This window comes from Georgenia soli, assembly GCF_002563695.1.
Lineage (GTDB): Bacteria > Actinomycetota > Actinomycetes > Actinomycetales > Actinomycetaceae > Georgenia > Georgenia soli.
In genome coordinates this window covers 84,477-106,804 of record NZ_PDJI01000004.1, presented here as the reverse complement: position 1 = coordinate 106,804, position 22,328 = coordinate 84,477, and the positions used below count along the sequence as shown (strand labels likewise).

Annotated in this window: 14 protein-coding genes; 4 read left to right on the top strand and 10 right to left on the bottom strand. The window is 74.1% G+C overall.

The window, feature by feature from the left end; translation table 11 throughout:
- Positions 1–25: 25 nt before the first annotated feature.
- The 8 genes from ATJ97_RS01900 to ATJ97_RS01865 all read right to left on the bottom strand — a co-directional run bounded on the left by ATJ97_RS01900 (position 26) and on the right by ATJ97_RS01865 (position 12,371).
- The gene (locus ATJ97_RS01900) at positions 26–4,291 is read right to left on the bottom strand and encodes a TIGR02680 family protein (protein WP_098482297.1); all 4,266 of its coding nucleotides are present in this window, start codon (positions 4,289–4,291) and stop codon (positions 26–28) included.
- Positions 4,288–5,541, bottom strand: coding sequence for a TIGR02678 family protein (locus ATJ97_RS01895; RefSeq protein ID WP_098482296.1), 1,254 nt, complete (start codon positions 5,539–5,541; stop codon positions 4,288–4,290). The genes ATJ97_RS01900 and ATJ97_RS01895 overlap by 4 nt, the downstream gene beginning before the upstream one ends.
- The gene (locus ATJ97_RS01890; RefSeq protein ID WP_211287015.1) at positions 5,538–7,091 is read right to left on the bottom strand and encodes a TIGR02677 family protein; all 1,554 of its coding nucleotides are present in this window, start codon (positions 7,089–7,091) and stop codon (positions 5,538–5,540) included. Before ATJ97_RS01890 ends, ATJ97_RS01895 begins: the two co-directional genes overlap by 4 nt.
- A 163-nt stretch (positions 7,092–7,254) precedes the next feature.
- Complete coding sequence (locus ATJ97_RS01885) at positions 7,255–8,013, bottom strand: iron ABC transporter ATP-binding protein (RefSeq protein ID WP_098482294.1); 759 nt, start codon at positions 8,011–8,013, stop codon at positions 7,255–7,257.
- Positions 8,010–8,939, bottom strand: coding sequence for an iron chelate uptake ABC transporter family permease subunit (locus ATJ97_RS01880; protein ID WP_098485144.1), 930 nt, complete (start codon positions 8,937–8,939; stop codon positions 8,010–8,012). The genes ATJ97_RS01885 and ATJ97_RS01880 overlap by 4 nt, the downstream gene beginning before the upstream one ends.
- A gap of 61 nt (positions 8,940–9,000) precedes the next feature.
- A complete protein-coding gene (locus ATJ97_RS01875) occupies positions 9,001–9,972 on the bottom strand; it encodes an ABC transporter permease (protein ID WP_483866838.1) in 972 nt (323 codons plus the stop codon).
- Positions 9,973–10,115: 143 nt separating this feature from the next.
- The gene (locus ATJ97_RS01870) at positions 10,116–11,078 is read right to left on the bottom strand and encodes a siderophore ABC transporter substrate-binding protein (protein ID WP_211287014.1); all 963 of its coding nucleotides are present in this window, start codon (positions 11,076–11,078) and stop codon (positions 10,116–10,118) included.
- An 81-nt stretch (positions 11,079–11,159) separates the two neighbouring features.
- Positions 11,160–12,371, bottom strand: coding sequence for a carboxylate--amine ligase (locus ATJ97_RS01865; protein WP_098482293.1), 1,212 nt, complete (start codon positions 12,369–12,371; stop codon positions 11,160–11,162).
- 100 nt (positions 12,372–12,471) lie between these two features.
- Here ATJ97_RS01865 and ATJ97_RS01860 point away from each other — a divergent pair, with 100 nt between their 5' ends.
- The 3 genes from ATJ97_RS01860 (at position 12,472) to ATJ97_RS01850 (ending at position 16,686) form a co-directional block, all read left to right on the top strand.
- Positions 12,472–13,056, top strand: a complete 585-nt coding sequence (locus ATJ97_RS01860; protein WP_098482292.1) for a DUF3000 domain-containing protein — start codon at positions 12,472–12,474, stop codon at positions 13,054–13,056.
- 114 nt (positions 13,057–13,170) lie between these two features.
- Positions 13,171–14,454, top strand: coding sequence for an HRDC domain-containing protein (locus tag ATJ97_RS01855; RefSeq protein ID WP_098482291.1), 1,284 nt, complete (start codon positions 13,171–13,173; stop codon positions 14,452–14,454).
- Positions 14,455–14,556: 102 nt separating this feature from the next.
- Entirely contained in the window at positions 14,557–16,686 is a 2,130-nt protein-coding gene (locus ATJ97_RS01850) for a 3-hydroxyacyl-CoA dehydrogenase NAD-binding domain-containing protein (protein ID WP_098482290.1), read from the top strand.
- Here the strand turns inward: ATJ97_RS01850 and pflA are convergent.
- Entirely contained in the window at positions 16,680–17,585 is a 906-nt protein-coding gene (gene pflA / locus ATJ97_RS01845) for a pyruvate formate-lyase-activating protein (RefSeq protein WP_098482289.1), read from the bottom strand. The genes ATJ97_RS01850 and pflA overlap by 7 nt on opposite strands.
- Positions 17,586–17,661: 76 nt before the next feature.
- Complete coding sequence (gene pflB / locus ATJ97_RS01840; RefSeq protein WP_098482288.1) at positions 17,662–19,932, bottom strand: formate C-acetyltransferase; 2,271 nt, start codon at positions 19,930–19,932, stop codon at positions 17,662–17,664.
- 436 nt (positions 19,933–20,368) lie between these two features.
- On the opposite strand from pflB, the gene ATJ97_RS01835 reads away from it, so the two are divergent.
- The gene (locus ATJ97_RS01835) at positions 20,369–22,201 is read left to right on the top strand and encodes an HNH endonuclease signature motif containing protein (RefSeq protein WP_098482287.1); all 1,833 of its coding nucleotides are present in this window, start codon (positions 20,369–20,371) and stop codon (positions 22,199–22,201) included.
- Positions 22,202–22,328: the final 127 nt, after the last annotated feature.

The window sequence follows — 22,328 nt, the reverse complement described above, 5'->3', positions numbered from 1 at the left end:
GGGCGCACCACGCCCCCGGGTCGTGTCATGCCGTCAGGTGGCGGGAACGGCCGTCCCAGTGCGTGTGGACGGCGACGGCGGGGGTGCCCTCCGCGCGGAGGATCTCGTACTCGTCGGCGCAGGGGACCTGCGGGTAGGTGACCCACAGGTTGTGCGCCGTCATGCAGAAGTCGAGGTCGAGACGCACGAGCAGGCCCATGAGCTCCCCGATGGTGGGGTCGTCGACCTTGGCGAAGGCGTCGTCCAGCAGGACCAGGCGCAGCGCCGTGTCGCCGAGGCCGGACAGGTACGCGTCCGCGGCGGCGAAGAGCGTGACGTAGGAGACGAAGCGGGTCTCGCCCTGCGACAGCTTGGCGCGCCCCCGCAGCTCGCGCCGGTCGTTCGGGCCCGGGCCGAGGATGGTCACCCGCATGTGGTGCCAGTCGCGGTAGTCGAGGGCGCTCTTGAGGTGCTGGGCGTACCCGGCGGTCTCGTCGAGCGCGAACTGCTCGTCCACCTGCTCGCGCAGGAGACCGATCAGCTCGTCGGTGCGCTCGCCCGGGCGCACGGCCGCGGCCGACCGGACGAGCTCCTTGATGCGGTGGACCCGGCTGCCCTCCGGCGCGTCCAGCACCCATGCCAGCCGCACCCCGATGCCGTGGCTCGTGCTGATGCTGCGCAGACTCTCGTTCATCGCGGACACGAGCTGCTCGGACTGCGCCAGCCGCCGGCGCAGCTCCTCCCCCACGCCGCCGACGACGAAGTTGGTGAACACCTCGTGCTCCCGGCTCGTGAGAGCCTCGCGTGCCCGCTCCACGCGCGCGCCCAGGTCGGCGGCGGCCTCCGCCACCGGACGCCGGCCGGCGCCGTCGACGAGCTCGACGAGGTGGACGTCCTCGGCGACGGTGGGCACGACGTCGAAACCGCCCTGCAGCTCGGCCTCGAGCTTCTGCCGGGCGCGTAGCAGCGCGTTGAGGTCGGCGGTGCCGCTCCCGGCGACGGCGGACCGCACCGCCTCGGCAGCGTCGCGGACCAGCTCCGGCGTGACCGGTCCGTCCGCCGTCAGGTCGAGCTCCCCGCCACCGGCGGCCGCCAGCACCCCCGGAAGGGCCACCTGCCGGCGCAACCTCTCCAGCGCCCCGGTGAGCTGTCTCTCCGCCGCAGCAGCCGCGTCCGCAGCGGTCTCGGCGTCCCGGCGGGCCACGGCCTCCTGCTCGCCCAGCTGCTGGGCGGCCATCCGAGCGTCACGCAGCTCCCGGGTGACCCGCCGCTGCTCGTCCTCGGTCACGGCCAGCCGGCGGTGGACCTCCCGCGCCTCCTGCCCGAGGCTGTCGGTGAGCGCCTCGACCTCAGCTGCCTCGCGGTGCCACTCGGCCCAGGCCTCCTCGGCGCGGAGCTCGGCCTCGGAGCGGCGTTCGCGGTGCCTGGCGAGCCGCGACACCTCCTCGGCGTGCCGGGCCCGGCCCCCCGCAAGAGAGCTCAGGGCGGCGGCGGCGGCCAGGCACGCGTCCTGGGCGGCCCTCGCGGTGTCACGCACGCCGCGCAGCTCGTCCGGGTCGTGAGGCAGGCCGTGCCGGTCGCAGAGCTGGCGGTGGGTCGTCTCCTGGGCCTTCCACGCCACGTGCAGCTCTGCGGCTCGCTCCGTCAGCCGGGCCGCCTCGGCCCGGCTGCGCGCCGCCTGGCGGGCTGCCGCGACGGCGAGGGTGCGGGCGTCGGCCAGCGCCGCGCCGCCGGGTGCGGTCCGCACGTGCGCGGTAAGTGCGGACCGCGCCGCCGCGAGCCGGTCGCGGGCAGCGGCCCGCTCGGTCTGCCGCCGGTCGAGGTCCGCCAGCTCGTCGTCGATCTGCGCCAGGCGCACGGCGCGGGCCGCGGCTCGCGCCGCGGCCCCGATGTGCCGGGCGGAGTCAGCGGTGTACCGCCCGCGCAGGGGCCCGTTGCCCCAGGAGCCGTCCACCTCGACCCACGTGGTGTGAGTGTCACGGCCCAGGCCGACGCGCGCCAGGACGGCGGTGACGACGGCCGCCGGCACGCCGGCGGTGGGGTCCGGTACGAGAGCCGCCCGCAGCGGGTGCTGAGCCGGCGGGGCGGCGGACGTCAGCAGGGTCTGGCCGTCCTCGGCGACGAGCGCGCCGTCTGCCGTCAGGCCTGCGCCGAGCAGGCCGGCGGAGAGCAGCGCGGCCTCGAGGCCGGCCCGGTCCGTGTCGCTCAGGCCGTCCGCGAAGTCCACCGCACGCCACAGCGCCACGGCCCCCTCGGGCAGCGCCCGCGCCCAGGGCGCGGCGGGCGGCTCCGGGTCGTTCGCGGCACGGAGGGCTCGCTGCTCGTCCGCCAGCTCCCGTCGCCGGACCGCGTCGGCCTGGTCCGCGGCGTCGAGGGCAGCACCCGTGCGGGCGAGCCGGTCGCGCGCGGGCTCGGCGGCCTCGGCGGCCACGCGGTCGAGCTCCTCGAGCCGGAGCGCGTGGGGGTTCTCGTCCCCGCCCCGGCCGACGCGGGCGTCGCCCGCGAGCAGGTCTGCGTCGAGCAGGAGGGGGCCGACGGCGGTGGCCGACCAGTCGACGTCGCCAAGCAGGTCGGTGGTCGCGTCCTGGGCGACCCACTCCCGCCAGGCGTCCGCCAGCCCTCGGGCGGCCTCGTCGCGGTCCTCTCGCCGCTCGGCCGCCCCGGTCTCGTCCACGGCCCGTCGCTCGTCGGCCTCACCCGCGGCCGTGCCGGCGTGGTCGGCCTCGGTCCTGGCGCGCGCGAGCTCGACGGCGCCCCGGAGCCTGTTCCCCGCCTCGCCCGCCCGCGCCTGCGCCGCAGTCGCGACCTCGCGCGCACGCACGGCGGCGTCCTCGAGGTCGGTCGGCGTGACCAGGAGCTGCTGGGCCTCCGGCCGCTGCTGAGGGTGCGGGTCACCTTCGAGCAGGGTGCGCACCGGTTCCGCGGAGCCCTCAACCGTCTCGAGGCGGGCCTCCAGCGTGCCGGGAAGGGCCGTCGTCGCCAGGCGGGCGCCGCGCAGCCCGGCCCGTGCCTCGTCGAGGACGCCGGCGGTCTCCCGGGCGGCGTCGACGACGTCCGCGGCGAGGGCGTCCACCGCGGCGACGGCCTCCTTCTCCTCGCTGCGTGCGCCGTCGGCGCCGTCGAGCCTCTCCTGCGCCCGCTGCGCGAGCGTCCGGACGTAGCGGTCGCGCTGGGCGAGGTCCTGGCCGGCGCGGTACGCCTCGGACGCCTTGAGACCTTCGGCAGTGGCCGCCAGCTCGCCCTCCCGGGTCTCCAGCCGTTCCACGGCGGTCCGGGCCTCCACCGTCCGGGCTGCGAGCTCGTCACGCGCGACGGCCGCCGAGCCCGCAGCCTCGGCCGCGGCCCGCGCCGCGTCGGCCGTGCGGGCCGCCCTGTCCGCCGTGGCACGCAGCTCCGTGGCCGCGTAACGGCCGTAGGTGGCGAGAAAGGTGCTGATGTGCTCGTGCGCGCCGGCGAGGCGGCGCTGGGACTCGCGGGACTCGGACAGGTCGTCGAGCCGGCCTCCGGCGTCGTTGAGCGTCTCCTCCGACAGCGGGGGCAGCGCCTCGGAGAGGATCCGTGGCAGGTTGCCCTCCTCGATGCGGTTGCCGACGTCGGGCGAGCGCAGGGTGCGGAGAAGCTGCAGCAGGCCGTCGTAGCGCTCGCGTGCGCCTGGCCCGGTCAGGCCGAAGACCGCGCTGCGGACACGTTCGCGGTGGGTGTCCGGGTTCTCGGTGAGGCGCTCGGCGCCGATGAGCTCGGCGAGGCGCTCACGGGGCATCGGCTGGCGCGCGGCGTCGAGGAGCTCGAGGTCGTGCCCCACGCGCAGCGGGGTGGTGAAGTACCAGACGCGCGCCTCCCCCGAGCTGGCCGACCAGCGCACCAGCGCGCCGAGCGTGAGGTGCTCACGGCCGGCGTCGCCGTCGCGGGCGAGCTCGACCCAGAGGTACCCGAGGCGGTTGCCCTGGCCCTCGGCCCCCACCTTCATGAGCTCGTCGAGACGCACCTTCCCGGAGCCGGTGGAGTCCATCCGTCGCCGGTCGGCGTCGAGGAGGAAGGGCAGGAGCATCTCCAGGGCCCGGCTCTTGCCCGAGCCGTTGGTCCCGCGCAGCACCATCCGCCCGCCGGAGAAGCTGAACGTCTCCGCCCAGTAGTGCCAGACGTTGACGATGCCTGCACGGTGCAGGCCCCACCGGTGAGGGCGGCGCGTGACGCCGTGCTCCCCGACGACGGCGCCCCCGCCCTCCGGGAGGAGGTCGGTGGCGCCGTCGGCGACGACGTCGACGGCGCCCTCCGGCTCGGTCCCGGCTGTCGCGGTGGTCGTGGTGCTCATCGGTCCTCCTGGAGCGGGAACAGGCCCTGCTGCGTCTCCGCCGGTGCGTCCTCGGACGCACGGGCGGCGGGGACGGACGCCCGGCGCGGGGCGCGCTGCGGCTCGGGCTGGTAGCGGGCGCACGCCGGGTGCAGCACGAGCCCCTCGGCGGTGCGCCGGGCCAGGCTCATGTCCTCGAGCCGGGACACGGCCTCGGCCTGCAGGTGCTCGGGGTCGCGGGCGAACGCCTCCGCGAACGTGGTGCCGTACTGCTCGACGAGCAGGTCCACCGCGTCCGACACCGCGGCCCACGGAGCGAGGAGGCCCGGCACGGTGCGACCGTCGACCTCGGCGACGACGCCGGGACCGCCGTCCAGGTCGTCGACGAGGGCGTTGACGAGCAGGAGCGCGACGTGCGCGACGGTGCCCTGGCCGGGGAAGGCGATGTCGGTGAGCTCGCCGTCGACGTCGTAGGCGAGTGCACCCTCCTGGCGGACCTCGAGCGTCAGGCCGAAGTGCTCGCCCAGGGTGCGGCTGAGGTCGGCGCGCTCGCGGGAGAGGACGTGCTGCTCCTCCGCGGTGAGGTCCTCCCGGCGCACGAGCGGGTTCTCGACGAGCCGGCGGCGCAGCGCCCGGCGAGGCTGCTCGGCGACGGCGCGCTCTCCGCGTGCCAGGAGCTCCTCCGGGGTGGCCACGTCTCCCAGTGGTCGCGCGAGCACGTGGGTGAGCAGCGTCCGGTTGACGTCGAGCAGCGCCTCATCCTGGCGGTCGCCCCAGGCGGTGACGGAGCCGTCCGTCTCGCTGAGCACGCCCCGGTCGAGGAGCAGCGCCATGGCCTGCACGAGATGGCGCCGGTCGGTCAGCGAGTCGTCGACGGCGATGCCCGCCACCGCGGCGTCGGCGCGGACCTGCTCGACCAGGGTGCCGAGGAGCACCTGCTCCCGGCCGGCGGTCTGCAGCAGGGCCGCGCACACGAGGGCGAGGTAGGCGTAGGTGCGCGGGGCGAACGGCTGCCCGCCGCGGCGCTGCGCGGGACGCGGCGGGGCGTCGGCGCTCGGGGCGTCCTTGACGAGGCGGGCGAACGAGGACTCCACGACGAGCGGGTAGCCCAGGACCGCGGGGAACATTCTCCGCAGCGCCGGCGCGTGCCGTCGGACGAGCGCGAACTCCTCCCCGTGGCGTGCCTTCGTCAGCACCGGGTGACGCAGCAGCGCCCGGGCGGCCTCGCGCCGCTCCGCGGCATCGTGCTCGGCGGTGCCGTGCGCACTCACGCGAGCACCTCCGCCGGCTCGGGCGAGGCAGCGCCGCCGTCGGCCGCGCCGCCGGCCGCGGTGACCTCCAGGACGAGCCCGTGGACGGTGAGATCTCCGTCCGTGGTCCGCAGCGTCGTGGACGCCGTCGGCTCCGGTGCGGCGGTGAGAGTCAGCCCGAGGTCGGTGTCCGTGGCCCGGGCCGTCGCCTCCAGCTGGGGGTGGAGCGCCAGCAGACGGGTCAGCTGGCCCAGCAGCAGGCCGAGGGCGGCCGGGCTGACCTGCGCGCCGTCGAGCCGGCCGGCGGCGACCAGCTCACCGACGGCGGCCGCCCGGGCGTCGGCCTCGCTCTGGGCCTCCGCCAGCAGCCGCACCCGGTCCAGGCCCGGGTCCGGGACGGACGAGGTTCGTCCCCGGGCGCCGCGGTCACCACGTTCGCGCAGGCTGAGCGGGACCTCCACGGGCGTCGCGGCCCACCAGGAGGTCGTGGCGCCGTCGCGAGGGTCCGGCTCCTCGGGGCCGCCGAGCAGGTGACGAGCGGGATAGGCGCCGAACGCTGCGGCGTAGAGGGCGTGCGCCTGGTCGGCGTCGGCGTCGTCGAACCACGAGGCGAGCTTGAGGAGGTCGGCACGCCGGCTCACCCCGGTGCCGGCGGACGCCAGCATCCGCTTGGTGTTGGCGAGAAGCTGACCGAGGGCCTGGTCGGCGGCGAGCCGCAGCGTCTCGGGGCCCGAACGGCCGTCGGCGCCGGTGTACCAGCCGCGCACGTGCTCCCAGTCCTCGCGGGTGCGTCCGGGCAGCCGCTCCGTGTTCGCGTCCGCCAGCGTGGGCAACGTGGCCATGGCGGCGAGGACGTCGTCGAGCAGCGGCTCCAGCGCGGTGAAGCGGCGGGCGACGACGGGGGCGTGGCGTGCGACGTCGGCCGTGAGCAGGTCGATGTAGTCGAGGAGCAGCCGCTTGAACTGCTGGTACTCCTCGCCGGCGAGGTCGTAGCGCGTGAGGACGGTGTTCACGTACGCGTAGAAGTCCCGCACGCTGTCGGAGAAGAGCCGCTGGTTGTTGAAGACCGTCGTCACGTCGCCGGAGAGTGCCTCGGCACTCACCGGGCGGCCGTCGCTGGCCGCCGTCATGCGGGCGACGATGCGGTCGAGGGTCTCGGCGGTGGCGCCGAGCAGCTCGCGGGCGACCTCCCGCGCACCGTCCCCGGCGGCGACGATCGCCTCGGCCTCGCGGTGCACGCGGACCCCCAGCTTGGAGGCCTGGTACCGGGCGCGGGAACGGACGTAGTCCTGGACCGTCGCCACCCGTGCGTCGCGGATGCCGCGGACGAGGTTGCCCCACCTCTCGAGCTGCTCGCACCGGGTGGTGACGTCGTCGACGGAGAGGACGGTCCCCCGCTCGGCGAGTGCCTCGCTCACCTCGGACGCGGAGAGGTCGGCCAGCAACGTCGAGGTGAACAACGTCATGATGGCGCGGTAGTCCGCGGCCAGGTCGGCGGTGAGGTAGCGGAAGAGATCCAGCCGTGCCGAGGTCGTCCCGCCGTCCTGCACCGACTCGTTCACAGCTGACACCCGCACGTCCCTCCTCCGCCACAGCGACGGTCCACCCTAATGGCCGGACCACGGCCGGATCGGCGGGCGGCGGGCGTGGCGGGGGTGACGTGCGCCGCGTCCGGCGCGGTCAGGGACTTCGGGAGGGTCGTCCGGCGCGTCGGCCCGAAAGTCGGAGCAGAGGTCAGTCGTAGTAGACGCCGATGCGCCGCCCGCCCACGATCTCGACGGCGACGTCCATGTCGTAGACCGCACGGAGCTGCTCGGTGGTGATGACCTCCTCGGCGCTGCCCTGGCACAGCACGCGACCGTTCTTCATCGCCACGATGTGGTCGGAGTAGCAGGAGGCGAAGTTGATGTCGTGGACGACGACCACCACAGTCTTGCCGAGCTCGTCGGCGGTACGCCGCAGCAGCTTCATCATCGACACGGAGTGCTTCATGTCGAGGTTGTTGAGCGGCTCGTCGAGCAGGACGTAGTCGGTGTCCTGGCACAGCACCATGGCCACGAAGGCGCGCTGGCGCTGCCCGCCGGAGAGCTCGTCGAGGTACCGCGAGGCGAACGGCCCGAGCTCGAGGTAGTCCATCGCGGCGGCGATGTGGCGCCGGTCCTCGATGGTCAGCCGGCCCCGGGAGTGCGGGTAGCGGCCGAACGCCACGAGGTCCTGGACGGTCAGCCGGACGGCCAGGTGGTTGTCCTGACGCAGGATGGACATGCGCTTGGCCAGCTCCGCGCTCGGCGTGCGGGAGACGTCGAGGCCGTCGATGCTCACGGTGCCGCCGTCCATCTCGAGCAGGCGCGAGATCATCGACAGCACGGTCGACTTCCCGGCGCCGTTGGCGCCGATGATGGACGTGACGCCGCCCGGGGTGAGCGTGAGGTCGACACCGTCGACGACGACGGTGGAGCCGTAGCTCTTGGTGAGGTTCTCGGTGACGATCATCGGCGGCCTCCCCGCACGAGCAGCATGATGAACACAATTCCTCCGACGAACTCGACGATGACGCTGAGCACGGTGTCCAGGCCGAACACGTGCTCGAGGATGGTCTGGCCGCCCACGAGCGTGACGACGGCGAGCAGCGACGCCACCGGCAGCACGTACGCGTGGCGGTGGGTCCCGGCCACGAGGTAGGCGAGGTTCGCCACCAGCAGGCCGAAGAAGGTGATCGGCCCGACCAGGGCGGTGGAGACGGAGACGAGCAGCGCGCACACCAGCAGCACGGCCATGGTGCTGCGGTGGTGCTCCAGGCCCAGGGTCACCGCGTTCGCCCGGCCGAGCGCGAGGACGTCGAGCTCGCGCCGGCGGCTCCACACCCACGCCGAGGCGACCGCCACGACGGCCGCGCACACGACCAGGAGGGTCGGGTCGACGGCGTTGAACGAGGCGAAGAGGCGGTCCTGGACGATGAGGTACTCGTTCGGGTCGATCACCCGCTGCATGAACGTCGCCAGCGAGCGGAACAGCACGCCGAAGACGATCCCGACGAGCACCACCAGGTACAGGCTGCGCCGCGCGCCGCCGAAGACCCACCGGAAGATCAGGAACGAGAAGACGAGCATCGCCGCCACCTCGACCGCGAAGCGCAGCGGCGGCGCCAGGCCGTTGACCGTCCCGGACCCGAGGAAGAACACCGCGGAGGTCTGGATCAGCGCGTACAGGGCGTCGAAGCCCATGATCGACGGCGTGAGGATGCGGTTCTCGGTCACGGTCTGGAACAGCACCGTGGAGACGGCGATGGCGACGCCGACGAGCACCATGGCCGCCACGCGCTCGACCCGCATGGGCACGAGAAGGGCGAGCGCGTCGAAGGCGCCGACCACGAGGAACCCGAGGACGACGAGGGCGGCCGCGGCTCCCAGCAGAGCCACCCGCAGTCCGGGACGGGGGCCCGCCGGGCGCCGTTCGGTCGCGGCGAGCGTGGCAGAGGCGTCAGCGAGCACCGGAGGGCCTCCGCAGCAGCAGGTACAGGAACAGGCCCGCGCCGACGATGCCGACCACGATGCCGATGGGCACCTCGGCGGGGTAGATCACCAGCCGGCCGACGATGTCGCACACGAGCACGAACCCCGCCCCGACGAGCGCCACCCAGGGCAGCGACCGGCGCAGGTAGTCGCCCATCGCGAGCGAGACGACGTTGGGGACCACCAGCCCGAGGAAGGGCAGCCCGCCCACCACGACCACGACCACCGCGCTGGTCACGGCCACGATCGCGAGGCCGAGCGCCAGGACCCGCCGGTAGTTGAGGCCCAGGTTGGTGGTGAACTCCTGCCCCAGCCCGGCCACCGTGAACCGGTTGGCCGCGAGGTAGGCCACGACGGCGCAGCCCGCGACGATCCAGAGCATCTCGTAACGTCCGCGCACGACGCCGGAGAAGTCGCCCGTCATCCAGCTCGACAGGGTGTGCAGCAGGTCGTTGCCGTAGGCCAGGAACGTCGACAGGGCGCCCACGACGCCCGCGAGCATCATCCCGACCAGCGGGACGACGACGACGGAGCGCAGCTGGATCCGTCGCAGGATCAGCAGGAACAGGGCCGTCCCGGCGAGGGCGAACACGGCGGCGACCCCCATCTTGCCCAGCAGCGGCATCCCGGGGGCGAGCAGGGTCACGACGAGCAGCCCGAGGCCGGCGGACTCGGTGGTCCCGGCCGTGGACGGCTCGACGAACTTGTTGCGCACCAGGAGCTGCATGACGAGCCCGACGACCGCCATCGCCGACCCGGCGAGCAGGATCGAGACGGTGCGGGGCACCCGCGAGGCGAGCAGGGTCTGTCGCTGCGCGTCGTCGAGGTCACCCGTGAGGACGTCGCCCACCGAGAGCTCGGACACGCCGACGAACAGCGAGATCGCCGCGAGGAGGAGGACGGCCGCCAGGCCCCCGAGAAGCCCCAGACGCTGCCGCAGGACGCCGGGGCGCCCGACCGGGCGGGCCACCTGCGACCGCGCCGCCGGCGGCGCCTCGGCGCCCGTCCCGGGGTGCAGACGCGCGGCAGGGCGCGGGGCCGTCGTGCTGACGGCCCCGCGCCCCGACCGCAGTTCCGGGCCTGTCACCGGGCCAGCGCCGTCCCGACCTCGTCCAGCATCGCCGGCACGTTGCTCAGGCCGTGCATGACCACGTACCACCGCTCGCCGTCGAGGTAGACCACCTGGTCCTCCTGCCACGCGGTGGTGGAGGTGACCAGCTCGTTGTCCAGCACCTGCTCCGCCGCCTGGCCGCTCGACTCGCCGATCGCGGCGTCGCGGTCGACGACGAACATCCAGTCGGGGTTCACGTCCCGGATGAGCTCGAAGGAGACGGCCTCGCCGTGGTCGGCGGCCTCGACACCGGTCTCGGCCTCGGTGACGCCGAGCTCGGAGTAGATCAGCCCGAAGCGGGAGTCGGCGCCGTTGAGGGTCACCTCGCCCCCGGAGGTCATCAGCACCATGCCGGAGCCGGCCGCCTCGCCGGCGGGCCGGATCTCCTCCGCCTGGGTCTCGATGTCCGCCAGCGCGGCCTCGACCTCGGACTCCTTGCCGAAGATCTCGCCCAGCATCGTGGCGCTCTCGCCGAAGTTGGCGAGGTAGTCGCCGCTCCACTCGAAGGTCGCGTCGACGGTGGGGAAGCTCTTCGACAGCTCCGGGTACGCGGCCGCGGAGCGGAACCCGACGATGACCAGGTCGGGGTCGAGCCGGGCGAGCGCCTCGTAGTCGGGCTCCTGGAGGGTGCCGACGTCGGTGTACTCGTCGGATTCGTACTCGCCCAGGAACGACGGCACGTTGGCCTTGGGCAGCCCCACGACGTCGACCCCGAGCGTGTCGAGGGTGTCCAGGACCCCCATGTCGAGCACCACCACGCGCTGCGGGTCGGCAGGGACCTCGGTGCTGCCCTGGGCGTGCTCGACGGTGACCGTCTCGGCAGTCTCCGCGTCGCCCGCGCCACCGTCGGCGCCGGACGACGAGCAGGCCGCGAGTGCGGTGGCCAGGGCGAGGGAGCCTGCGGCCACGGCGGCCCGGCGCGAGGTGCTGCTCACGTGTTCTCCTGAGGAAGGGTTACCTAACGAAGGAGACCCTAACCCAGATATACGCAACAGTCACGTACTGTAATTCAGTTCTCAGTGCGGGTAGTGCCGGGCGAACTTCCGGAACTGGTTCAGCTGCGCGGCCGCGATGTTCGCCCACCGCCGCGGGTTGCGCTCGGCGCGGTAGAGCAGCGGGTTCGTCGCCCTCCCCTGACGCGCCAGCCGGCGCACGAGCGCGGCGTCGTCCGGGCTGACGTACCGGCGCACCAGGCTCAGCGGCACCACGTGGAAGAGGTGCTCGGCGGTGCTCACCACAGGGTCGGCCGGCCGGCCCTCGACGAAGGCGTCGACGTACATGCGGGAGATGTCGTGGCCGGAGGCCGTCACGGCGTACCCGCTGCGACCCACCCGCGGGTTGACCTCCAGGAAGCGGTAGACGCCGTCCCGCGGGTCCCGCTTGAGGTCCACGTTGGCGAACCCGCGCCAGCCCACGTGCTCCAGCAGCCGCCTGGCGTGGTCGACGGCCTCGGCGTCGACGCCGGTGACCTGGGCGACCGAGTTCCCGAGCGCCCCGGGGGTGTGCTCCTCCAGCAGCACGCGCCCGAACTGCGCGAAGCGCCACACGCCGTCGGCGTCGAAGAAGAGGTTCACCGCCGCCATCTCGGCGTCCCCGCCCGGCACGAGCTCCTGGACGAGGAGGTCGCCGCCGAACCCGCCCGCCGCGATGCGCGAGAGGACCTGCCCCAGCTCGGTGACGTCGTCGGCCCGGTCCACCTTCTTCTTCCCGGCGAAGGAGACGGCGTGGTACGCCGTCGTCGAGGCCGCCTTGACCACCACCGGGAACGTCAGTCCGGCGGCTGCGTCGGGGCCGTCGGCGGCCCGCAGCACCACCGTGGCGGGGACGGGGATGCCGAGCTGCTCGCACAGCGCGGTGAACGTGCCCTTGTCCGTCACCCGCGCCATCGCGTCGGTCCCGGCGTAGGGCACGACGACGTCGCCCAGCTGGTCGCGGTGGGTCACGAGCGCGTCCACGAGCCAGTCGGCGCTGCCGAGGACGATGTGCGTCCTGTCAGGCTCCTCGGCGACCACCTCGCGGATCGCGGCGACCAGCAGGTCAGGGTCGGACAGCCCGGTCACGACGCGGTGGTCGACGGCGACGGAGCCCGTGACCGCCCAGGTCTCGACGCCGGCGAGCACGACAGAGCGCACGCCGTAGGTCTCGTGGAAGGTCCGCGCGGTGGCGTAGGCCCCGATGTCACCGCCCAGGATGACGGGACGGACTGCGGCTGCGGAGCTGTCGGCCAAATCTTCTCCAAAGTGCGGGGACCTCGGCGAGCATAGTGCCGCCCGGCGAGTCGGGCGCGGCCTGCCCCCGGGAGCCGCGCGCGAGTCCTAGCCTGAGCACGTGACCGGTGACGAGGCGGTGGCACCGCCGGAGTTCGAGACCGCGCTGCTGAGCCTGCGCGGGCATCGGCTGCGCCCCGAGCTGCACCTGGAGGAGGTCCCGGCGCCCACCCGGATCGCCCCGTACGCCCTGGCCCTGACCGGCGAGGTCAACGACCGGCTGCGCACGATGGACCCCGACACGATGCTCGGGCACGGCCGGTTCGTGGTGCTCCACGACCCGGCCGGCCAGGAGGCGTGGAACGGCACCTTCCGCGTCATCGTGCTCGCCAAGGCGCGCCTCGAGGAGGAGCTCGGCGCCGACCCGCTGCTCGGCGAGGTCGGCTGGACCTGGCTCACGGACGCGCTCTCGGACGCCGGCGCCGGGTACCACGACCTCTCCGGCACGGTCACCCGCGTGCTCTCGGAGACCTTCGGCGGGCTCGAGCTGCGGGGCGGCGAGGTCGAGATCGAGGTCCGCGCGTCCTGGACGCCGACGACGCCGGACCTCGGCCCCCACCTGAAGGCCTGGGCCGCGCTGGCCTGCCAGGCGGCCGGGCTGGAACCGCTCCCGGAGAACGTCGCCTCCTTCAACCGGCGCCGCTGACCCGCGCGCACGGGAGTCGCGCGCCGCGGACTGGCGCACACCACTGACCTACGGGCACCACTGACTCGCGCGCCGCGCACGCGGGGCGGGCCGCGCCGTCGTACCGTTGAGGCCGTGCCTGCCACCACCGACGCCCACGACCACGTCGACACCGGGATCTCTCCCGGCGGGGACGGTGTGGCGACGGCGGAGGAGACCCGTACCGTCCCGCTCCTCGAGCCCGCCGAGGGCGTGCCACCCGTCACCGCCACCGAGGCCGACCTGGCCGAGGCGACCGCACGGCTCGCCGCCGCCGGCGGGCCGCTCGCCGTGGACGCCGAGCGTGCCTCCGGGTTCCGGTACGGCCAGCGCGCCTACCTCGTCCAGCTCCGCCGGCCGGGTGCCGGGACCGTGCTGCTCGACCCCGTGGCGCTGCCCGAGCTCGGCGGGCTGGCCACCGTCGTGAACCCGGCGGAGTGGGTCCTGCACGCGGCCGACCAGGACCTGCCCTGCCTGCGCGAGCTGGGCCTGACGCCGGCGGCGCTGTTCGACACCGAGCTCGCCTCCCGCCTGCTCGGGCGCGCCCACGTCGGGCTGGCCGCCGTCGTCGCCGAGAACCTCGGGTACGCGCTCGCCAAGGAGCACTCCGCGGCGGACTGGTCGACCCGCCCGCTGCCGGCCCCGTGGCTGCGCTACGCCGCGCTGGACGTGGAGCTTCTCGTGGAGCTGCGTCAGGTCCTGACCGTCCAGCTCGAGGAGGCCGGCAAGCTGCGCTGGGCCCTGGAGGAGTTCGAGCACGTGCGCACCGCTCCCCCGGCCCCGCCGCGGGCGGACCCGTGGCGCCGCACTGCGGGCCTGCAGGTGGTGCGCGACCCCCGCGGGCTCGCCGTCGCCCGGGAGCTGTGGCACGCACGGGAGGACCTCGCCCGCCGCCGCGACCGCGCACCCGGCAGGGTGCTGCCAGCCGCCGCCATCGTGGCCGCCGCCCGGACGAGGCCGCGGTCCGTGGAGGAGCTCGGACGGCTCAGGGAGTTCTCCGGCAAGGGCACCCGCCGGCACCTGCCGTACTGGTTCGCCGCCGTCTCGCGGGCGCTCGCCCTGCCCGAGTCCGAGCTGCCGAGCCGGCGTGCCCCGCACGTCCCGGGCCAGCTGCCCGCGCCGCGGTCCTGGCCGGACAAGAACCCCGAGGCCGCGCTCCGCCTCGACGCCGTGCGCACGAGCGTGCGCAACCTCGCCGAGCAGCTCCGCCTGCCGCAGGAGAACCTGCTCTCACCCGCCACGCAGCGTCAGCTCGCGTGGGACGTCAAGCCCCGCCCGAGCCTCGGCCAGGTCGTCGACCGGCTCACCGCCCTCGGGGCCCGGCCGTGGCAGGTCGAGACGGTGGCGGAGCCGCTCGTGCGGGCGCTGCGCGCGGTCTGACCGCCACCTCCCGGTCGCGCACCACCCACACGACTCTCGGGCCTTCGGTAGGGTCTGCGGCAGTACCTGATACCGACAGTGCCGTCTATCCGGAGAGCAGCCGTGACCACCACCTCCCCCACGTACACCGAGCGCACCACCGTCGTGCTGCCCTCCGACGTCGTCGTCCCGGACCTCGGCACCGTGCTCGTGCTCACCCTCGCGCCCGAGGACGGCAGCGACCGGCCCTGCACCCTCGGACCCGCGGGCCTGGCCAACGTCGAGCGGGCCCTCGCCGACGCCGCCCGCCGCGCGTCCGCGGGGGAGATCGCCGCGCTCGTGCTGACCGGCACCGGGCGCACGTTCCTCGCCGGCGCGGACCTGCACCTGATCCGGACGGCCACGCGCGCCGAGCAGGTTCGCGAGCTCGCCGAGGCGGGCCACCGCGTGGTCGCCGCCCTGGCGGACCTCCCGGTCCCCACCCTCGCCCACCTCAACGGCGCGGCCCTGGGCGGCGGGCTCGAGCTCGCCCTCGCCTGCGACTACCGGGCCGCCGACCCCGGCGTGCGGGCGATCGGCCTGCCCGAGACACACCTGGGCCTGCTCCCGGGGTGGGGCGGCTGCACCACCCTGCCGCGGATCGTCGGGCCCGACACCGCGCTGACGGTCGTCGTGGACAACCCCGCGCGCGGCAACCGCACCCTCAAGGTCGCCGACGCCCTGCGCGCCGGGATCGTCGACGTCGTGCTCCCGGGCGCGGACGGTCCGGCGGACGCCATGGCGCCCGCGCTGGCCTGGCTGCGCTCCGTCGTCGCCGGTGAGGTCGAGCAACCGCGGCGTGCCGCGGCCGCCACGGACCAGGAGTGGACGACGGCGGTGGCCGCCCGCCGTCCGCTGGCCGAGGCCCGGGCCGCCGGGGGCGCCCCCGCCGCCCTCCGCGCCCTGGACACCGTCGCCGCCGCACGGTCGCTCCCGCGGGCGGAAGCCTTCGCCCTCGAGGACGAGGCGCTGGTCGATCTCGTGATGAGCGACCAGCTCCGGGCGGGGCTGTACGCGTTCGACCTGCTGACCCGGCGGGCGAAGAAGCCCGCCGGCCGCCCCGCGGACGTGGCGCCTCGCGAGATCCGCTCGGTCGGCGTGGCCGGCGCCGGGCTGATGGCCGGGCAGCTCGCGCTGCTCCTCGCCCGGTCACTTCGGGTGCCCGTCACCATGCGGGACCTCGACGACGAGCGCGCCCGGAAGGGTCTTGCGGCCGTGCACGCCCAGATCGACCAGGACGTCGCGAAGGGGCGCCTGCGCGAGGAGGACGCCGAGCAGCTCCGGCCGCTGCTGCGCGTCACCACCGACCTCGGCGACCTCGCCGGTGCCGACCTGGTGATCGAGGCGGTCTTCGAGGAGCTGGCGGTCAAGCAGCGCGTGTTCGCCGAGCTCGAGGACGTCGTCTCCCCGACGACCGTGCTGGCCACCAACACCTCTGCGCTGTCCGTCACCGCCATGGCGGAGCACCTGCGCCATTCCGAACGGGTGGTGGGCCTGCACTTCTTCAACCCGGTCGCGATGATGCCGCTGGTGGAGGTGGTCCGGGCCGCGGCCACGGACGAGACGAGCTACGCCACCGCGTTCGCCGTCGCGCAGGCGTGCCGCAAGACAGCCGTCGCCGTCGCCGACGCCCCCGGCTTCGTGGTCAACCGGCTGCTGATCCGGCTGCTCGGGGAGGTTCTCGGGGCGCTCGAGGAGGGCACGCCCGTCACCGAGGCGGACGCTGCCCTGCGTCCGATGGGGCTGCCGATGGGTCCCTTCCAGCTGCTCCAGCTGGTCGGGCCCGCCGTGGCGGAGCACGTGCTGGTCTCGCTGCGCCAGAACCTCGGGGAGCGCTACCCCGACTCCCCCGGGCTGGCCGCGGTCGTGGAGTCCGGGCGCAGCTTCGTCCTCGGCGAGGGGCGTCCGAGCGCGAGCTCGCCGGTGGACCCCGCCGTCGGCGAGCTGTTCGGCGCCCGTCGCGTGCCGCAGCCGCCGGACGCCGGGGCGCTGCTAGACCGTGTGCGCCGCGCGCTGGCCGAGGAGGCGGGGCTGCTGCTCGCCGAGGGCGTAGCCCGGGACGCGCAGGACGTCGACCTCGCGATGATCCTGGGGGCGGGCTGGCCGCTGCACCTCGGCGGCATCACCCCCTACCTCGACCGGACCGGCGCCGCGGAGGCGGCGACGGGGGCGCGCTTCCACGAGCCGGGCGTCGCGAGCCTGCCGGCTCAGTAGACCGTCAGGCCCCGCTCGCGGAACTGGCCGCGCACCCGCTCGACCAGCTCCGGCTCGGGCGCGGCGGTGTCGCCGAGCTCGTACGTCATGCCGAGGCGGTCCCACTTGTCGCGCCCCATCTGGTGGAACGGGAGGACCTCCACCCGCTGCACGGTGGCGAGGGTGGCGACGTGGTCGGCGACGGCCTCGACGTTGTCGTACGCGTCGGTCAGCCCCGGGACGAGCACGAAGCGGATCCACATGGCCGTGCCGCGGTCCGAGAGCCGGCGCGAGAAGTCGAGCGTCGGCTGCAGGTCCCGGCCGGTCGTACGCCGGTAGGTCTCGGGCAGCCCCGACTTCACGTCCAGCAGGACGAGATCGAGGTCGTCGAGCAGCGCCTCCGAGGCGTGGGTGCCGAGGAAGCCGGAGGTGTCGATGGTCGTGTGCACGCCCATCTCCCTCGCGCCGCGGAGCAGGCGGCCGAGGAACGCCGGCTGCATGAGCGGCTCGCCGCCCGAGACCGTGAGGCCGCCGCCGGTGGCCCGGAAGACGGGCAGGTACCGCCGCACGCGTGTCAGCAGCGTGTCGACGGCGACCGGTTCGCCGTCCTTCATCTTCAGCGTGTCGGGGTTGTGGCAGTACAGGCACCGCAGCGGGCACCCGGCGAGAAAGACGGTCAGGCGGGTGCCGGGTCCGTCGACGGCGGTGACGAGCTCCCAGGAGTGCATGGAGCCGATCTCGCCCGCGCGCACGGCGGCGAGGTGCTCGGCGTGGGACATCTCCCCGGCGACCTCGATCCCGGCGGTGCCGGCGGAGCGGCGCAGCCGTGGGACGTTGTCCTCGGGGACCGGCTCGTAGAAGCCGTTGATGCCGTCGGGGGCGACGACGCCGGTGGCGGGGGCGCCGAGGATCGCGGTCATCGTTCCTCCTGGTCGTTCTTCCGGGTGCCGCCCGCCCCGGTGGGCCGGGGCGGGCGGCGGCTCCGCCGTCGTCGGGTCAGACGGTGCCGTGGAACGTACGCGAGATGACGTCGAGCTGCTGCTCGCGCGTCAGCCGGACGAAGTTCACGGCGTAGCCGGAGACCCGGATGGTCAGCTGCGGGTACTTCTCCGGGTTCTCCATGGCGTCGTAGAGGGTGTCCCGGTTCAGCACGTTGACGTTCATGTGATACCCGTCCGAGCCGGTGTAGGCGTCGAGGAGACCCACCAGGTTCGTCACCTGCTCGTCCTTCGTGCGCCCAAGGCCCGACGGGACCACCGTGTTGGTCAGCGAGATGCCGTCCTGCGCCTCCGAGTACGGCAGCTTCGCCACCGACAGGGCGGAGGCGAGCATGCCGTGGGTGTCGCGCCCGTTCATCGGGTTGGCGCCCGGTGCGAACGGCTCTCCGGAACGGCGCCCGTCCGGTGTGTTCCCGGTGTGCTTGCCGTAGACGACGTTCGAGGTGATCGTCAGCACCGACTGGGTGTGCACCGAGTTGCGGTAGGTGGGCAGGGCCCGGATCTTCGCCATGAACTTCTCGACGATGGTGACGGCGATCTCGTCGACGCGGTCGTCGTCGTTGCCGAACATCGGGAAGGACCCCTCGACCTCGTAGTCCACGACCAGCCCGTCCTCGCGGCGCACCGGCCGGACCGTGGCGTAGCGGATCGCGGAGAGCGAGTCGGCCGCAACCGACAGGCCGGCGATGCCGCAGGCCATGGTCCGCAGCACCTCCTTGTCGTGCAGCGCCATCTCGAGCCGCTCGTACGCGTACTTGTCGTGCATGTAGTGGATGCAGTTGAGCGCGTCGACGTAGGTGGCGGCCAGCCAGTCGAGGAGGACGTCGTACTTCGCGACGACCTCGTCGTAGTCCAGGACGTCGCCGACCACCGGCTCGGAGACCGGCGCGATCTGCTGGCCGGAGTTCTCGTCCCGCCCGCCGTTGATGGCGTACAGGAGAGCCTTCGCCACGTTGACGCGGGCGCCGAAGAACTGCATCTGCTTGCCCACGGCCATCGGCGAGACGCAGCAGGCGATGGCGGCGTCGTCGCCCCACGCGCCGGAGATCTGGGCGTCGGACTCGTACTGGATCGCCGAGGTGTCGATGGAGACCTGGGCGCAGAACCGCTTGAAGCCCTCGGGCAGCGCGTCGCTCCAGAGGACCGTGAGGTTGGGCTCCGGCGCCGGGCCCAGGTTGTACAGCGTCTGCAGCATGCGGAAGGAGTTCTTGGTGACGAGCGTGCGCCCGTCCTCACCCATGCCGCCGATGGACTCGGTGACCCAGGTCGGGTCGCCGGAGAACAGCTCGTCGTACTCCGGGGTGCGCAGGAACCGCACGATGCGCAGCTTGATGACGAAGTCGTCGATCAGCTCCTGCGCCTCGGACTCTGTCAGCACCCCGTCGAGGAGGTCTCGCTCGATGTAGACGTCGAGGAAGGTCGACGTCCGGCCCAGCGACATCGCTGCGCCGTTCTGCTCCTTCACGGCACCGAGGTAGGCGAAGTAGAGCCACTGGATGGCCTCACGCGCCGTGGCCGCGGGCCGGGAGATGTCGTAGCCGTAGGACGCGGCCATCTCCTTGAGCTCGCCCAGCGCGCGGATCTGCTCGGTGTTCTCCTCGCGGTCGCGAATGACGTCCTCGACGGAACGCTCGGCGTCGAGCTCGGCCCGCTCGGCCTTCTTCCCTGCGATGAGCGCGTCGACGCCGTACAGGGCGACGCGGCGGTAGTCGCCGATGATCCGGCCGCGGCCGTAGGCGTCGGGCAGGCCCGTGACGATGTGCGCGCTGCGCGCCTTGCGGACGTCGGGCGGGTAGACGTCGAAGACGCCCTGGTTGTGGGTCTTGCGGTACTTGGTGAAGATCTCCTTCATCACCGGGTCGACCTCGTAGCCGTAGGTCTTCAGGGAGGTCTCGACCATCCGCCAGCCCCCGTAGGGCATGATCGCCCGCTTGAGCGGGGCGTCGGTCTGCAGGCCGACGATGAGCTCGTCCTTGCGGTCGATGTAGCCCGGGGCGTGGGCGGTGATCCCCGCCGGGGTCGTCGGGTCGACGTCGTGGACCCCCTTCGCGCGCTCCTCCGGGAACATCCCGGACAGGACGTCCCAGATGTACGTGGTCCGCGCGGTGGGCCCGGCGAGGAAGCCGGCGTCACCGGTGTAGGGGGTGTAGTTGCGCTGGATGAAGTCGCGGACGTCGATCCCGTCCTGCCAGGTGCCCGGCGCGAACCCGCGCCACGGCTCCCCCGGGGCCTCTGACGTCCCCGCGTGGTTCACGGTCGTGGTGGCCATGTTTCCTGCCTCCTCGTGCGGGCCGACAACCCTTGCGGCCCCTCGCTGTCAACGCTACGAACCGGGCGGAACGGACAGCTGGGACCATGGACCGGACCCCTGCATGAGCCTCCTCACACGACGCACAGAGGTACACGTGCGCCAGGTCACTCGGCTCGCTTATGACGAGAACGCGGGATCGTGCTCCGGGCGCTTTCACTGCCTTCTACGAACACCTCTGGATCAGTCGGCGGGCCAAGTGCTGTCCGCCCCCATCGCGATGCCCGCGCCCGGGGCGCGCAGCGGCACACCGGCGTCAAGCACGGTGGGCGCGAACCTGTCGCCCGACAGCGCCGCGTGCCCGGAGCCGACATCCACAAGCCACCGGGCGTCCCCTCTGTCCCCAGCGGAGGGGCGGTCCGGGGCGGATGTCGGTGGTCGAACGTATGTTTGATGCATGAGCGATGATGCTGAGATTCCGGGGGACGACGACGTCGGAGGGGCGGCCGGTCGGGACCGGTGCCTGTGGTGCCGGCTGGGGGTGGGCTGCGCCCGGCACGCGGGCTCGGCCGTCCCGGACGCGCCGGTCGATCAGGACGACCACGACAGTGGGCCGGCCGGCCCAGAGCGCACGGCCGGGCCGGCGGATCGCCGGCAGCTCGTGCCCGCCCTACGCCCGGTGGGTGCGGTGCCGGGCCGGGTCGGGGGGCGTCCGGTCGGGGCGGTGCTCTCGGAGTCCGAGGAAGGCGCGGGCCTGCTCGCGCACGCGGCGCCGGACGGGGAGCTGCTCGGCCTGCTGCTGGCGGTCGAGCCCGACGAGGTCGACGACTACACCGCGGTCGAGGTCGTCGCCGCCTTCCGCCGGGTCGAGGCCGCCGCCGCGGCCGGCGCGGCCCGCGCCGCGGCCGCCCTCGCGGGACGGGACTCCATGCACGGCCGAATGCCCACCCGTCGCGGCGTGAGCGACGTCGACCTCGCCGCCGACGAGCTCGGCATGCGCCTGGGGGTCACCCGGCAGGAGGCCGGCAAGCTGGTCGACCTCGGGCACGCCTTCACCGGCGTCCTCGCCCCCACCGGGGACGCGCTGGCGGCGGGGCTGATCGACGCGCGCAAGGCCCGGATGATCGCCACCGCCCTGTCCGGCCGGCCCGGCCCGGTCGCCTGGGGCGTCCAGGACACCGTCCTGCCCACCGCGCCGCGGCGCACCCACCCCCAGCTCCAGCGCGACCTGAACGCCGCCCTGGTCGCCGCCGACCCGCCCGACGCCCACGACCGGCAACGCCGCGCCGCCGCCGCCCGCAAGGCCACCCACCTGCGGCCCGGGCGGGACGGCACCGCGACGATGCTGCTCGACGGCCCCGCCCACGAGCTCATCGTCCTGGACGCGACCCTGCAGGCCGCCGCGGTCGCCGCCCGCGCCGCCGGCGACGCCCGCACCACCGACCAGCTGCGCTTCGACGCCGCGGTCGCCATGGCCGCCGGCGCGTTCGCCGCCGGCCGCATCGGCGAGGCGCCCGGACCGGGCGGCCCCACCGGTCCGTTCGCCCTGTCGGACAAGATCACCGTCAACCTCACCGTCCCCCTCGCCGTCGCCCTCCCACCGGACCTGCCCGCCACCGGAGTCCTCGTCGGCACCGCCGCCCAGAGATCCCAGGGCGCGGCCGCCTGCGGCACCGGCGCGGAACCAGACGCCGGTGCTTCACCGGGCCCGGCCGGCACCGGCAGCCCGGGCGACAGCGGCGGCCCGCCCGGCGGTACGTGGGGGTCGGCGTTCTTCCCGCCCGCCCCGGACGGGGACCCGTTGGACACCTACGGCGACGAACCCGACGGGCCGATCGCCCACCTCGACGGCGTCGGCCCCATCACCCACGAGGCCGCCCGCGCCCTCGCCCTGGGCGGGACCTGGCGCCGCGTCGTCGTCGACCCCTTCACCGGCACCGTCCTCGACGTCGGCCGCACCACCTACCGGCCCCCGGCCGACATGGCCCGCCTCGTCCGCGAACGCGACCGCACCTGCATCGCCCCCGGCTGCACCGTCCCGGCCCGCCACTGCCAGCTCGACCACTCCGTCTCCTGGGCGAGCGGCGGCCACACCGCCGTCTACAACCTCGCACCCATGTGCGAGCACGACCACCCCCGCAAGACCTGCGGCGCCTTCCACGTCGAACAACCCCAACCCGGGACCTTCATCTGGACCACCCCCAGCGGCCACCGCTACCGCCGCACCCCCGACGGACACGTCACCACCCTGCCCCGCCACGGCCACCCCGACGAGTCCCCGCCTTTCTGAAGGCCGTCGCTACATGGCCGTGACGTCCACCGAAGCTGCGCACTCCGGTTGGAGGGCCGCACACTCCGGTTGGAGGGCTGCGCCGAGGGCGTGGGCCAGGTCAATCCTCCGGCGAGGGAAGGGGCCG